Source organism: Shewanella mangrovisoli (genome assembly GCF_019457635.1).
Lineage (GTDB): Bacteria > Pseudomonadota > Gammaproteobacteria > Enterobacterales > Shewanellaceae > Shewanella > Shewanella mangrovisoli.
Map to the genome: position 1 here is coordinate 4,489,637 of NZ_CP080412.1, position 15,094 is coordinate 4,504,730.

Below are 15,094 nucleotides of genomic sequence, written 5' to 3' on the forward strand. Positions count from 1 at the left end.
CCTTGTCGTCCTATCTCTTCTAAATTCAACCGATACCATCATTAGCAGCTTATTTGCCTGCAGTGGTATTCGCATCAAATTCGATATTTTCACTACCGTGATAGATCAAGAAATGGCGCCCTTTCGCTCGGGCAATAATGGTGATACCCAGCTGCTGCGCAAGCTCTAGCCCCATTTGCGTCACGCCACTGCGCGATAGCAATACGGGTATCCCCATTTTGGCAACCTTGATCACCATCTCCGAGGTGAGTCGCCCCGTGGTATAGAAAATCTTGTTATCGCCCCGATCCTGAGCCAACCACATATCACCCGCTAAGGTGTCCACGGCATTGTGGCGCCCTACATCTTCTACGAAGGCAAGAATTTGGTCGTTTTCGCAAACACCACAGCCATGAACGGCGCCGGCATTCTTATAAGTGTCATTATATTCATTGATATTTTTAAGCAAACTGTAGAGCGTACTCTGCTTAAGGCTTGGCGTGGGCAGCTGGATATCATCTAAATCCTGCATAAAACTGCCATAAACTGTTCCTTGGCCACAGCCTGAGGTCACGGTTTTTTCCGATAGTTTTTGCTCGATATCGGCGGTTTGTTCACGGGATAACACGGCGGCGGAGTTCACATTCCAGTCGACAATCACTGAATCCAACTGGCTGACATCGGAAATAAAGCCCTGATTTTTAAGATAACCTAACGCAAGCGACTCAGGTTTAGCCCCTAAGGTCATCAGGGTCACAATCGGACGCCAGTTCAGGTAAACCGTTAAAGGTCGCTCACAGGCAACATGCTTATCGATCACTTCGCCCGATTCGTCTACGGCTTTGACGGCAATCGTTAACGGCACTTCAGCCTGGGTTTTCACGAAAGTGAAGGCTGGTTTCGCTGACGATGGAGGGTCATTGGGCTGTGCTTGCTGAGCAATATTAGAACTATTATCAGAAATCATAATGTTACCGCTTTACGTGTGATGGCATCAGCATAGCAATATTTATACCTAGGTATGAAACTCTGGGCTAAATGCGTGATCCGTCGCAATTATGAATATTCCAGTGGGCGTAAATGTCCCAGACAAAATGACCAATTAGACAAAATGTCCTAAATTTACCCTTGTTTTGATGATCCACCTCAAACAAATCCCCCCTGTTTAATGGCATTAATATTGCAGTGACCTTTTATCGCAATCAGTAGGGGAAAGAGAACCGTTCGCTCAGGTTCGCCCCCTCTCGGCTGAAACGGAGAGACAATGCAACATACCACTAGTGTTTGGCCAATGTACGTTTCGCTCAAAAAAGTAGAGAAACAAATGGGCCGTTGGACCTCGGTACAATGGGAAATCGATCACCTGCTACCTGCTACCCACGACGCCCCCGAAGGCGCGACCTTAGTGCTGCTCGAACTGCACAAAGATGAGCGCGCCAGCTATCGCATCAACCTCGACATGGACAATGCCATGCTGTACTTGGTCTGCGATGAAATGGCAGATGGCACTTGGGTACCCGCGCTACTCTCGGCGGATCAAAACGTGGCGGCAGGCTGCCTTGAAGGCAACACCCCCGTTATCAACATGCTGATGCCCGAGGCGATCGCCTGCTGGATTGAAGCCTTTATCACCCAATACGGCGAAGTTGAAATCGCCGCATATCGTCGCAAGCATGTCGACCACCGTAAAAATCAAGGCCCTAGCCGCGACCCATTGCGGAGGGACTAATGGCTGACTCAACCCCAAAGGCAAACGGCTTTTTTAGCCGTTGGACCCAGCGCCGAGAGCAGGTCGCCGCCGAAGAAGCCGCACTTGCAGCTCAAACGGCCGAAAAAACTGCGGAAGCAAACTTAAATACCCCTGTTGAGCCAACTGTGGTTGCGGCAGCCGCGCCGACTTCTGAACCTCAGGATCCCCTCCCACAAACCGATGAGAATCCCAATCGCCTCCTCACCGCGGAAGAACTACCCAATCCCGAAGAAATTGAGATTGGTGGCAGCTTTGCTAAGTTTATGGGAGCCAATGTTGACCCTGCGGCCAAAACAGCGGCGCTACGAGCCTTGTGGAAACAGCCACATTTCAATGAGATAGATGGTCTCTTGGAATATGCGCTCGACTACAGTAATCAGCCAAAGCTGACGCCTGAGGTCTCTGCCGAGTTGGCTCAAAAAGTATTCCGTTTTATCACCAAAGAGAATGAAGAGTCAGACGAAGATCCGACCTCAATCCCCAGCGACGCGGTGGTGAATACAGAAAATGCAATGGAATCAAAAAACAGTAATGTCGAAACCGAATTAGCAAACACTCAGATCACGGACAATTTGGATGGGGAGACTGATGACCTACCCCAAAATGCACCAGAGCCTGCCGCTCAGATGCAAAAGCCAGTTGTTTAATGTCAGTTTAGCTAATTTTTATGTCCATAACTTTGGTATGTGAATTGCTGTACTAAGGGATAAAAACTTAGATAAAAGCAGAAAAGGCAATGACTTAGTCTCAAATCACCGCCTAAATCTGCAGCAAAACAGCTATAAAAGAGCAGCCAAAGTACTGTTCAGGAACGCAATGTGAGCACTCATTTGATGACCAATCAAACCCAGCTTGCGCTAAAACAAGCGCGGCAAAATGTGTTAGCCCAAACGCAGATTTTACAGAATCTGATCCCGCCAACAGTGAGCTACACCACTGAAGGCACAGTGCTAATTATTGGCCCAGAGGATCTGGCACGCCTCGCGGCGGACAAATTGTCCACTATGGCGAGCCGTGTGATTTTGGCTAACGAAGCGATTACCAGCCAAGATGAAACCCACCTTGAACAGGTGATGGCTGCAGCGACGGATGTTGAAAGCTACTACAACAAACTCATTGGCATTAAAGGATTTTTAGGTCAATTTCAGGTCAGCGTTGAGCATCAAAATGGCGCGGCGGAATTGAGTGTTGTCGCCATTCGTAAACCTCATTTCGACTTGATTCTCGATTTAAGCAGCACACCTTGCTTGAATTTAGAGATGCTGCCACCGGGTTATTTCTATGTCGGTCAAGACGAAGCCAAACTGGCCGATGCGCTGGAGCAATTGCCCGAACTAGTGGGGCAATTTGATAAACCCCGTTACGTCAAAATCAATGCCGACCTGTGCGCCCATGACCGTAATGGCATCAACGGCTGTAACCGTTGCCTCAACTTCTGCCCAGCCGATGCGATTAGCAGTGTCGCCAAGAAAATTGAGGTCGACCCTTACCTCTGCCACGGCGCGGGCAGCTGTGCGAGCGCCTGCCCAACGGGTGCGATTGGTTACGACTTACCGACGCCACAGGCACTGCATTCTTACCTGAATAAGATTATCAACCGTTATCGCGAACAAGCCCAAACCGCGCCCGTGATCCTGTTCCACGACAATGCGGTTGGCGCCAGCTTGATAGGTGACGACTTAGCCGGGGATGTACTCCCCGTTGCCCTAGAAGAAATCACCGTTGCCAGCATTGACCATTGGTTAGCGGCTTTGGCTTGGGGCGCACGCCAAGTGTTAATCCTCAATACCGAGGCGACAGCTCCCACGCTCACGCAAATGTTGAAAGGTGAACTCGCCTTAGCCAACAGCATGTTAGATGAAATCGGCCAACCGCAGCGCCTGAGCCTTATCGACCCAAGCATGCTGGCGAATTTAGAGCCGCTGCTCGATATCAGCCTCGATTGGCCGGTGATTGTGCCGGGCGCTTTTGCATCGACCACTAAACGTAACACCTTGTTTGACGCGATTGACCATCTGAACAGCCAGGCAGGTGAAATCAACAGTAGTTTAAGTATCAACAACGTCCCCTACGGCAAAGTCAGCGTCAATGTCGAGAAATGTACTCTGTGTATGTCCTGCGTGGCGATTTGCCCCACCATGGCATTGCAAGATGGTGGCGACAAACCTGCACTACACTTTATTGAGCAAAACTGTGTTCAATGTGGCTTATGTGAGGCGGCGTGCCCTGAAAAGGTCATCAGCCTGACGCCACAAATTAACTTTGATAAAGCTGCTCGTCAGCAATTACAAACCCTGAAAGAAGAAGCCCCATTCGAATGTATTCGCTGCGGCTCTCCTTTTGCGACCCAATCTATGGTGCATCGGATGCTGGATATGGTCGGCGCGCACAGCGCATTCTCAGCCAATATTGAACGACTGAAAATGTGTGGCGATTGCCGGGTAAAAGACATGTTTGAAGACATTCTTCAAGATCCTGAAAAGCAACTGCGATAAGAGATCCGCTATGACCGAATCAGTAAGACAAGTATCAGAAAACGATCAGTTGAGAGCCGATATCTATCAACTGTTGGCCGCCCTGTTGCGTCGCCATCCAAGCCCTGAACTGCTGCAATTTTTGGCCAATCTTGAAATCGATGCCAATGAAGACAATGAGATGACCAAGGCTTGGTTATCCCTGCAATTGGCCGCCCAGCAGTTCAGCAGTGAACAATTAGAAGATGAGTATTTTGCCCTGTTCCTCGGTGTGGGTTGTGGCGAAATCCTACCCTATGGCAGTTGGTTTATGACGGGCTCACTGATGGATAAGCCTTTAGCTCTGCTGCGCCAAGACTTAATGCAACTCGGTTTTGAACGTGAAGAAAACGTCAAAGAACCCGAGGATCATGTGGCCGCGCTGTGCGAAGTTATGGGCATCTTGATCCTAGAAGCGCCAGGCTACCGTCAATTGGCATTCTATCAACGCCACATCGGCAGTTGGATTCAACGCTTCTGCGACGCCGTCAGCAAAGCCCCAAGCGCGGCGTTTTATGCCACAGTTGCCCATCTTGCGAAGGCATTTTTCGAGATGGAAGCCACCGAATTTGAGCAACTGAGTTTAGACATTCCCGTCAATTGCCCCGGCAGTGCGGAGCTACAACCCGCCGCCAGCGATTTAGAAAAACAAGTGGAATTAATGAACTAAACTTAAAACGGTTGGCGATACGCAGATTCAGTGCCTATCGCGTTTTAGTTTGATAGGCAAAGGTGGACTTAAGGTTCACCTTTGCCACAAAAAGGAAGCTTAGGCTTCCACAGTAACCGAGGTGGTCGTGGTATGCATCACCTCATCCAGTAACACAAGGAGACACTATGAAGAAGCAAGCTTCCGACATGGGCCGTCGTCAATTGCTCAAAGCATTGGCACTCGGCAGTGCGGCTGGCGCGGTTGCGACTGTCAGTAGCCAAGCTCTGGCTGCCACCCCAACAGTTGCCCCAAGCGAACCTAAGAGTGACAACTATCGCGAAACCGACCATATCCGTAACTACTATGCGTCGTTGAACAACTAACCAGAGGAGTGTGTGTGATGCGATTAACCCGCAAAACAGACCAAGTCGTCGAGCCAAAAGTGCCCGCCCTCGGTCTTAATCGTCGCCAATTCTTAAAATCTGCAGGTCTTGCCACTGGTGGTATCGCCGCCGCGTCTATGCTTGGCACAGGTATGATGCGTAAAGCACAGGCGCAGGAACATATCCCCCACAATGCACCGACTGAAGTCAAACGTACCATTTGCTCTCACTGCGCTGTGGGTTGTGGTATCTATGCTGAAGTGCAAAACGGTGTGTGGACAGGTCAAGAACCCGCGTTCGATCATCCATTTAACCAAGGCGGCCACTGCGCGAAAGGGGCTGCACTGCGTGAACACGGCCACGGTGAAAAACGCCTGAAATACCCAATGAAGTTAGAAGGCGGTAAGTGGAAGAAGATCTCTTGGGAACAAGCGATCAATGAAGTAGGCGATAAAATGACGGCGATTCGTCAAGAATCGGGTCCAGACTCTATCTACTTTATGGGTAGTGCTAAGTTCTCTAACGAACAGGCTTATTTATATCGCAAACTCGCGGCACTGTGGGGCACAAACAACGTCGACCACTCAGCCCGTATTTGTCACTCTACCACGGTAGCCGGTGTTGCTAACACTTGGGGCTACGGTGCGCAAACCAACTCGTTAAACGATATCCGCAACTCTAAGTGCATCATGTTCGTGGGTTCAAACCCAAGTGAAGCACACCCTGTCGCCATGCAACACATTCTGGTGGCAAAAGAGCGCGGCGCTAAGATCATCGTTGTTGACCCTCGTTTCACCCGTACTGCTGCCAAGTCTGACGAGTACGTGCATATCCGCCCAGGTACCGATATCCCCTTCATCTATGGTCTGTTATGGCACATTTTTGAAAACGGCTGGGAAGATAAAGAGTTCATCAATCAACGTGTTTACGGCATGGAACGTATTCGCGATGAAGTGAAAAAATATACCCCTGAAGAAGTCGAACACGTTGCTGGTGTGCCTAAGGCGCAAATGTACCGTATCGCTAAAATGTTAGCCGAAACCAAACCAGGCACCATCGTATGGTGTATGGGTGGTACTCAGCACCACGTCGGTAACGCCAACACCCGTTCATACTGTATTTTACAGTTAGCACTGGGCAACATGGGCGTGTCTGGCGGCGGTACCAACATTTTCCGTGGCCACGATAACGTGCAAGGTGCAACCGACTTTGGTTTGTTATTCGATAACTTACCCGGTTACTACGGCTTAACCTCAGGCGCCTGGGCGCACTGGTCTGGCGTTTGGGACTTAGATCCTAAATGGGTTGCTGGCCGTTTCGACCAAGGCGAATACTTAGGTCAAACGCCACAAACCTCAACGGGTATCCCCTGCTCTCGCTGGCACGACGGTGTACTAGAAGATAAAACCAAGATCGCGCAGAAGGACAATATCCGTCTGGCGTTCTTCTGGGGTCAATCGGTTAACACCGAAACCCGTGGCCGTGAAGTGCGTGAAGCGCTGAACAAGTTAGATACAGTGGTCGTTGTCGACCCAATCCCAACCATGGCAGGTGTGATGCACCAGCGTAAAGATGGGGTATATCTGCTCCCAGCGGCGACCCAATTTGAAACCTACGGCTCAGTGTCTGCCACTAACCGTTCGATTCAATGGCGCTCTAAAGTCATCGAGCCACTGTTTGAGTCTCTGCCTGACCACGTGATCATGTATAAACTGGCGAAAAAGCTAGGTATCGAAAAAGAATTCTGTAAGCACATCCAAGTAAATGGCGAAGAGCCATTGATTGAAGATGTGACTCGCGAGTTCAACAAAGGTATGTGGACCGTCGGTTACACAGGTCAAAGCCCAGAACGTTTGAAAATGCACCAAGAAAACTGGGGCACTTTCGATGTAAACAGCCTGACCGCACCGGGCGGCCCAGCTAAAGGTGAAGTTTACGGCTTACCTTGGCCATGTTGGGGTACACCAGAAATGAAACACCCTGGTACCCAAATTCTTTACGATCAATCTAAAGAAGTGAAAGACGGCGGCGGTACTTTCCGTGCCCGTTATGGTGTTGAACACAATGGCGTCAGCATTCTTGCCGACGGTTCATTCTCCAAAGGCAGTGAAATTCAAGATGGTTATCCTGAGTTTACCGCCGACATGCTCAAGCAATTGGGTTGGTGGGATGACTTAACCGAAGAAGAGAAAAAATACGCCGAAGGCAAAAACTGGAAGACAGACCTGTCTGGCGGTATCCAACGTGTTGCAATCAAGCACGGCTGTATTCCTTTCGGTAACGCGAAGGCACGTTGTATCGTGTGGACTTTCCCAGACGATATCCCGCTGCACCGCGAGCCACTCTACACTCCTCGTCGTGACTTAGTCGCTAAGTACCCAACCTACGAAGACCGTATGGTTGCTCGCCTACCGACGCTGTATAAGTCAATTCAAGATAAGGACTTTACCCAAGGCTTCCCACTGACACTGACCTCTGGTCGTTTAGTGGAATACGAAGGTGGTGGTGAAGAATCTCGTTCTAACCCTTGGTTGGCCGAGCTACAACAAGAAATGTTTATCGAAATGAACCCGGCAGACGCTGCTGACCGTGGTATCCGTGACGGTGACAATGTCTTTGTTCATAGCCCTGAAGGCGCCAAGATCACAGTGAAGGCCATGGTGACACCACGGGTTGTTCCGGGTGAATGTTTTATGCCATACCACTTCGCCGGTATCTTCGAAGGTGAAAACCTCGCGAAGAATTACCCAGAAGGTACAGTACCTTATGTACAAGGTGAATCGGCAAACACCATTTTAACTTACGGCTATGACGTTGTGACTCAGATGCAAGAAACTAAGTCCAGCCTTTGCCAAGTTAGCAAAGCCTAACCTACTTGATGAGGAGATAAGCCATTATGGCAGTCATGAAATTTTTGTGTGACACCAAACGCTGCATCGAGTGTAACGGCTGCGTCACAGCATGTAAAAACGAAAACGACTCCGCGCTTGAGTGGGGTATTCAACGTCGCCGCGTGGTGACGATTAACGATGGTCAACCGGGTGAAGCATCAATTTCAGTCGCATGTATGCACTGTACCGACGCTCCTTGCATGGCCGTATGTCCGGCAGATTGTTTCTACCGTACCGACGATGGCATTGTGCTACACAACAAAGATACCTGTATCGGTTGTGGCTACTGCTTCTATGCCTGTCCGTTTGGTGCACCACAATTTCCGAAGAAAACCGCCTTCGGTAGCCGCGGTAAAATGGACAAGTGTACTTTCTGTGCCGGTGGCCCAGAAGAAACCTTCTCCGAAGCCGAGCATAAAAAATACGGTGCAAACCGTATTGCAGAAGGCAAGCTACCTATGTGTGCTGAGCTTTGCTCAACCAAAGCGCTGCTTGCGGGTGATGCGGAAGTGGTATCAAACATCTACCGTCAACGTATGGCCTCTCGAGGCAATCCTAACGTGATTTGGGGCTACAACCCAAAGACCGGTGAGATTAACTAAGCAGAGTGAAGGTTAGGGAGTCATCCCTAACCTCTGGCAAGGAGTGAAAATGTTAAACAAACAGTTAAACAAATCACTGCGCAGTCTGTTTGCTCTGATGGTACTCGTGATGGGATTGGGCCTAGGTTCAGTAATGAGCGCAAGCCCAGTACAGGCAAGTGATCAGCAATCGAGTCAACAACAGGCGAAAGCGCAAACCAGCGAAGCCGATCTGTGGCGCGCAGTAAAGTCGGGTGAAACTGGCTATACCACGGCCAAAGGGGTCGAAACTGGAGTGTTGATTAACGTTGCCGGTAACCAAGGTAAAGAACTGAGAAACCAATACATCACCCCAATTATGGCCTTGGCTGTAACGGGTGTGTTTGGCGCTTTCTTACTGTTTTACCTGGTGAATGGTCCTTCAAGACTCAGCCACGGCTTTTCAGGCAAGATGGTGGCACGTTGGTCTAAGGCGGATCTTTGGATCCACTGGATCATGGCAATTAGCTGTCTCACACTGATGTTTACCGGCTTAACCATTATGCTCGGTAAGCATGTTGTGCAAGAGCTGCTAGGGCCGGACATCTGGGCACCGCTGATCTACGGCAGTAAAACCGTGCACGACTGGGCTGGCCCGATTTTCATCATGGCGTGGATTGTCTGCGTGGTGAAATGGATGCCGCTACAAACCTTTAAGATGTACGATCTTAAATGGTTCTTAGTGGTCGGTGGCTATATCAACTTTGGCCCATTCAAAGGCAAACACCCTGACAGTGGTTTTGCTAACGCCGGTGAAAAAATGTGGTTCTGGACACTGACCCTATTCGGGCTGTTTATCAGTGTGTCTGGCATCATGTTGGTATTACCCGGCTTAGATCTGCCCCGTGAAGCCTCAATGGGCGCGCTGCTGATCCACTCGATCAGTGCCGTTATCCTGATTGCCTTTACCATAGTGCATATCTGGATGGCGACCGTACTCAGTGAAGGCGGTATGGAGTGTATGAAGTCTGGCTATTGTGATGAAAACTGGGCAATCCAGCACCACAATTTATGGTATGACGAAATCAAAGCCAACGGCAGTCTGCGTTATAAAGACTAACTAAAACCTAATGCTTTACCCCAATAAAAACACCTCGCACAGCGGGGTGTTTTTTTAGCCAGAACCCAAACAACAAACCATTAACAAGCGTTTCATTTTTATCCGAAAATCGACCCATTTTTTCGCGCTCACACAAGTGCTGAAACCATGAGCGAGTTAACGCTTTTGCATCAGCGCGCCTGCCTGTCAGGCTGCAAACTGTTCTAGATCAAATCCTACTCAATCTTTTCCTACTATATTGCCCTCACGCGCGATGATTAACGGCAAGCAAGATGATTTCATTATCTTTTCCACCTCTAATCTTCACTTTTTGATAACAAGTTAAACCCCTCGAAAAGTCGCGCCATCCAAGAACCATAACCCCTCATTCAGGAGTCAGCATGAAGCAACAACCTAGCGATTTATCTCGCCGTTCTTTGCTTAAAGCACTCACCGTTGGCAGCGTTGCCGGCGCCGCAATTGCCGCTACCGGCATGAGCGCAGCCCAAGCCAGCGAGAGCAGCAAGGTAACAACCAAAGAGCCTAAGGGTTACCACGAAACTGCGCACATTATCAGCTATTACGATAGCCTGCGTAGCTAATCTAGGAGAAGTCAGCGATGAAGTTAACTCGCAAGTCCGATGTCGCCCAAGTGGCCGACAAACCGACGTTAGGCATTAGCCGTCGTCAATTTATCAAGCAAGCAGGTATTACTACCGGTGGTATCGCAGCCGCTTCTCTGCTGGGTACTGGCATGATGCGCCGCGCAGAAGCCAAAGATGTGCCACACGACGCGCCGATCGAAGTTAAACGTACGATTTGTAGTGCCTGTGCTGTGGGTTGTGGTCTGTATGCCGAAGTGCAAAATGGTGTGTGGACAGGTCAAGAACCTGCATTCGATCACCCATTCAATGCCGGCGGTCACTGCGCGAAAGGTGCTGCACTGCGTGAGCATGGCCACGGTGAAAAACGCCTGAAATACCCAATGAAATTGGTTGATGGCAAGTGGAAAAAAATCTCTTGGGAAGATGCGATTAACGAAGTGGGCGACCAAATGCTCAACATTCGTAAAGAATCTGGCCCAGACTCTGTGTACTTCATGGGTAGCGCTAAGTTCTCTAACGAAGGCTGCTATATGTACCGCAAACTGGCGGCCATGTGGGGCACAAACAACGTCGACCACTCTGCTCGTATTTGTCACTCTACCACGGTAGCCGGTGTTGCTAACACTTGGGGTTACGGTGCGCAAACTAACTCTTTCAACGACATTCAGAATGCCAATGCTATCTTCCTGATCGGGGCAAACCCAGCGGAAGCGCATCCAGTATCAATGCAACACATTCTGATCGCCAAAGAGAAAAACAACGCGAAAATCATCGTTGTTGACCCACGTTTCTCTCGCACTGCCGCACACTCAGATCTGCACTGCGCGATTCGTCCAGGTACCGACATTCCCTTTATCTACGGTATGTTATGGCACATTTTCGAAAACGGTTGGGAAGATAAAACCTTTATCCAACAACGCGTATTCGAGATGGAAACCATCCGCGAAGAAGTGAAAAAATTCCCACCTAAAGAAGTGGCGGATATCACTGGCGTGAGCGAAGAAGTGGTTTATCAAGCCGCAAAACTGATGGCAGAAAACCGTCCAGGTACTGTGATTTGGTGTATGGGTGGTACTCAGCACCACGTCGGTAACGCTAACACCCGTGCTTACTGTATTCTGCAATTAGCCTTAGGCAACATGGGCGTTTCTGGCGGCGGTACTAACATTTTCCGTGGCCACGACAACGTACAGGGCGCGACTGACTTAGGTCTGCTGTTCGACAACCTGCCAGGTTACTACGGTTTAACCTCAGCCGCTTGGACTCACTGGACCCATGTGTGGGATCTGGATATGGAGTGGGTGAAGAGCCGCTTCGATCAAAACGCCTACTTAGGCAAAGATCCAATGACCACCCCAGGTATTCCTTGTTCTCGCTGGCATGATGGCGTGTTAGAAGACAAGAGCAAGCTGGCACAGAAAGACAACATCCGTATGGCCTTCTTCTGGGGTCAATCGGTCAACACTGAAACCCGTCAACGTGAAGTGCGTGATGCCTTAGACAAGATGGACACAGTAGTAGTTGTCGACCCATTCCCAACCATGGCGGGTGTTATGCACCGTCGTAAGAATGGCGTGTATCTGTTACCTGCTGCGACTCAGTTTGAAACTCAAGGTTCAGTGTCTAACTCAGGCCGTTCTATCCAATGGCGTGAGCAGGTTATCCAACCTTTATTCGAGTCAAAAACCGACATCGAAATCATGTACCGTTTAGCGCAAAAACTCGGTATCGCCGAGCAATACACTAAACGCATCGCCAAAGAAAACGGCTTACCGGTTATCGAAGAAATCACCCGTGAAATCAACCGCGGCATGTGGACCATCGGTATGACAGGTCAAAGCCCTGAGCGTATCAAGCTGCACACCCAAAACTGGGGCACTTTCAGCAACAAGACGCTCGAAGCCGCTGGCGGCCCAGCGAAGGGCGAAACCTACGGTTTACCTTGGCCATGTTGGGGCACACCAGAAGCTAAACACCCTGGTACCCAAATTCTGTATAACCAATCCAAACACGTTAAAGACGGCGGCGGTAACTTCCGTGCTCGTTATGGCGTTGAATACAATGGTAAAAACCTGCTGGCCGAAGGCTCTTTCTCTAAAGGTGCCGAGATCCAAGACGGTTACCCAGAATTTACCGATAAGCTGCTGAAGCAACTCGGTTGGTGGGATGACCTGACAGCGGAAGAAAAAGCCGAAGCAGAAGGCCGCAACTGGAAGACCGACTTATCAGGCGGTATCGTGCGCGTGGCAATCAAGCACGGTTGTATTCCATTTGGTAACGCTAAAGCCCGTTGTATTGTTTGGACTTTCCCAGACCAAGTGCCAGTTCACCGCGAGCCGTTATACACAGCACGCCGTGACTTAGTGGCTAAATACCCAACCTACGACGATATGCAAGTTCATCGTCTGCCAACACTGTACAAGTCAATCCAAGAGAAAGACTTCAGCGGCAAGTACCCACTGGTACTGACCTCTGGTCGTTTAGTGGAATACGAAGGTGGTGGTGAAGAATCTCGTTCTAACCCATGGCTGGCTGAGCTTCAACAGGAAATGTTTGTTGAAATCAACCCAGGTGACGCAGCCGATCGCGGTATCCGCAACGGTGAGTTTGTGTGGTTAGAGGGCGCCGAAGGTGGCCGCATTAAAGTACAAGCTCTGGTAACGCCACGCGTTAAACCAGGTGTGACCTTTATGCCATACCACTTTGCGGGTGTGATGCACGGTGAAAGCTTAGCGCCTAACTACCCTGAGGGCACTGTGCCTTACGTTATCGGTGAATCCGCTAACACGGCACTGACCTATGGTTATGACCCTGTGACTCAAATGCAGGAAACCAAAGCGTCGCTCTGTCAGATCGTTAAAGCGTAAGTGCAGCTTAAGCTAGGAGAATTGCCACTATGGCTACAATGAAATTTTTGTGTGATACCAAGCGCTGCATCGAATGTAACGGCTGTGTCACCGCATGTAAAAACGAAAACGATTCCGCTCTCGAGTGGGGTATCCAACGCCGCCGCGTCGTGACTATCAATGATGGTCAACCCGGTGAAGCTTCAATCTCTGTCGCCTGTATGCATTGCTCAGACGCGCCATGTATGGCGGTTTGCCCAGCAAACTGCTTCTACAGAACCGAAGACGGCATTGTGCTACACAACAAAGATGCCTGTATTGGTTGCGGTTACTGCTTGTATGCTTGTCCATTTGGCGCACCACAGTTCCCGAAAAAAGGTGCCTTTGGTAGCCGCGGTAAGATGGATAAATGTACCTTCTGTGCTGGCGGCCCAGAAGAAAACCACTCAGAGGCAGAGCGCCAGAAGTACGGCTCAAACCGTATTGCCGAAGGCAAACTGCCAATGTGCGCAGAACTATGTGCGACTAAGGCCCTGTTAGCGGGTGATGCAGAAGTGGTTTCTAGCATCTTCCGTGAGCGTGTGGCTTACCGTGGCGCTAAAAACGCGGCTTGGAATTAATTCAGGTCACAGGATCTGTCCACAGACTTAGCTTGGCGCCTGCGAGCAGGCGCCACTAAGCGAGAGAGGATGTATGATGAACAAATGGTTCAAACACATAGGTTTAGCCATAGCACTGCTATTTAGTGCCGTGTGTCTAGCCAATGGTGGTGATGAACAGGCGCTCCAACCTCAAGCCTCTGATGCCCAAATTTGGGCACAGCTGAAGGACGGCGCCACGGGATACACTACCTCCCAAAGCGAGTTCCACGCACAACCGATCAATACCTATGATCTGCGCGTGCTGGAGCTGCGTAGCGACTGGTTAGCGCCGGCCTTAATGGCGGCGTTATTCGGCATGATCATTATCTTTGTCTTATTTATCAAGGTGAACGGCATCTCCAAGCTACACCATGGTTTTTCGGGCAAGCTAGTGCATCGCTGGTCAAAGTTCGACGTTTCAATCCACTGGTTAGGTGCGATTCCGTGCTTAATGTTGATTTTAACGGGCTTAACTTTGTTAGCGGGTCGTTTCTTCTTCCAACCTTGGTTGGGCGAAGGCATCTGGGAAGCCATAGTCTATGGCGCGAAGCAAATCCACGATGTGATGGCGATTCCGTTCATGATCGGCTGGGCATTGATGACAGTGTTATGGGCGAAGAACCAGCTGCCAAAAATGTACGACGTGAAGTGGTTCCTCGTTGTTGGCGGTTACATCAACTTTGGTCCCTTCAAAGGTAAGCACCCTGACGCAGGTTTTGCTAACGCCGGTGAGAAAATGTGGTTCTGGGCCTTCGCCCTGTTTGGATTAGTGATTTCTGCCTCAGGCATGTTGTTACTGTTCCCAAATCTTTTCGAACCAAGCCGCACCTTAAGCTTAATCGCGCTGGTATTGCACTCAGTGAGCGCCATCGTGATCTGCGCCTTCTCTATCGTGCATATCTTCATGGCAACGGTCATGTCTGAAGGCGGTATGGAGTGTATGGTGTCTGGTTATTGTGATGAAAACTGGGCAACCCAACACCACAACCTGTGGTACGACGAAATCAAGGCTAACGGCACACTCAAATATAAAGAGTAAGCGATTCGCTGACTGATTAAACACCCCAGCAGGGCAACTGCTGGGGTGTTTTATTTTGAACGCACAGACAAATGTTAACGATACAACTTAAAACATTTGTGACTTTTGAGATCCGCTTCACAATGGCTGTTTGGCC

13 protein-coding genes are annotated in these 15,094 nt (G+C 49.8%); 12 read left to right on the top strand and 1 reads right to left on the bottom strand.

Annotated features, from left to right (window positions below; translation table 11 throughout):
• Positions 1-49 precede the first annotated feature (49 nt).
• Entirely contained in the window at positions 50-946 is an 897-nt protein-coding gene (locus tag K0H60_RS19535; protein ID WP_220056770.1) for a formate dehydrogenase accessory sulfurtransferase FdhD, read from the bottom strand.
• A 297-nt stretch (positions 947-1,243) separates the two neighbouring features.
• Between K0H60_RS19535 and K0H60_RS19540 the strand changes: the two genes are divergently transcribed.
• The 12 genes from K0H60_RS19540 (at position 1,244) to K0H60_RS19595 (ending at position 14,958) form a co-directional block, all read left to right on the top strand.
• Positions 1,244-1,708, top strand: coding sequence for a DUF3305 domain-containing protein (locus K0H60_RS19540; protein ID WP_089068732.1), 465 nt, complete (start codon positions 1,244-1,246; stop codon positions 1,706-1,708).
• Entirely contained in the window at positions 1,708-2,376 is a 669-nt protein-coding gene (locus K0H60_RS19545) for a DUF3306 domain-containing protein (protein WP_220056771.1), read from the top strand. Before K0H60_RS19540 ends, K0H60_RS19545 begins: the two co-directional genes overlap by 1 nt.
• 186 nt (positions 2,377-2,562) lie before the next feature.
• Positions 2,563-4,224 carry a 4Fe-4S binding protein gene (locus K0H60_RS19550; protein ID WP_220058209.1) on the top strand — a complete coding sequence of 554 codons (1,662 nt, stop codon included), beginning with the start codon at positions 2,563-2,565 and terminating at the stop codon, positions 4,222-4,224.
• A 10-nt stretch (positions 4,225-4,234) separates the two neighbouring features.
• Positions 4,235-4,912, top strand: a complete 678-nt coding sequence (locus tag K0H60_RS19555; RefSeq protein WP_011718641.1) for a TorD/DmsD family molecular chaperone — start codon at positions 4,235-4,237, stop codon at positions 4,910-4,912.
• Between the two features lie 167 nt (positions 4,913-5,079).
• Positions 5,080-5,277 (top strand): twin-arginine translocation signal domain-containing protein, encoded by a 198-nt coding sequence (locus tag K0H60_RS19560; RefSeq protein ID WP_011074127.1) that lies wholly within the window; start codon positions 5,080-5,082, stop codon positions 5,275-5,277.
• Between the two features lie 17 nt (positions 5,278-5,294).
• A complete protein-coding gene (locus K0H60_RS19565) occupies positions 5,295-8,147 on the top strand; it encodes a molybdopterin-dependent oxidoreductase (protein WP_220058210.1) in 2,853 nt (950 codons plus the stop codon).
• A gap of 26 nt (positions 8,148-8,173) precedes the next feature.
• Positions 8,174-8,770, top strand: a complete 597-nt coding sequence (gene fdh3B, locus K0H60_RS19570) for a formate dehydrogenase FDH3 subunit beta (protein WP_007651894.1) — start codon at positions 8,174-8,176, stop codon at positions 8,768-8,770.
• Positions 8,771-8,819: 49 nt separating this feature from the next.
• Positions 8,820-9,848, top strand: a complete 1,029-nt coding sequence (locus tag K0H60_RS19575; RefSeq protein ID WP_011624443.1) for a formate dehydrogenase subunit gamma — start codon at positions 8,820-8,822, stop codon at positions 9,846-9,848.
• Positions 9,849-10,228: 380 nt separating this feature from the next.
• On the top strand, positions 10,229-10,429 hold the full coding sequence (locus K0H60_RS19580) for a twin-arginine translocation signal domain-containing protein (protein WP_011624444.1): 201 nt from the start codon (positions 10,229-10,231) through the stop codon (positions 10,427-10,429).
• A 17-nt stretch (positions 10,430-10,446) separates the two neighbouring features.
• A complete protein-coding gene (locus tag K0H60_RS19585; protein WP_220056772.1) occupies positions 10,447-13,299 on the top strand; it encodes a molybdopterin-dependent oxidoreductase in 2,853 nt (950 codons plus the stop codon).
• Positions 13,300-13,328: 29 nt separating this feature from the next.
• Positions 13,329-13,898, top strand: coding sequence for a formate dehydrogenase FDH3 subunit beta (gene fdh3B / locus K0H60_RS19590; RefSeq protein WP_011627524.1), 570 nt, complete (start codon positions 13,329-13,331; stop codon positions 13,896-13,898).
• A 76-nt stretch (positions 13,899-13,974) separates the two neighbouring features.
• The gene (locus tag K0H60_RS19595; RefSeq protein ID WP_011624447.1) at positions 13,975-14,958 is read left to right on the top strand and encodes a formate dehydrogenase subunit gamma; all 984 of its coding nucleotides are present in this window, start codon (positions 13,975-13,977) and stop codon (positions 14,956-14,958) included.
• Positions 14,959-15,094 lie beyond the last annotated feature (136 nt).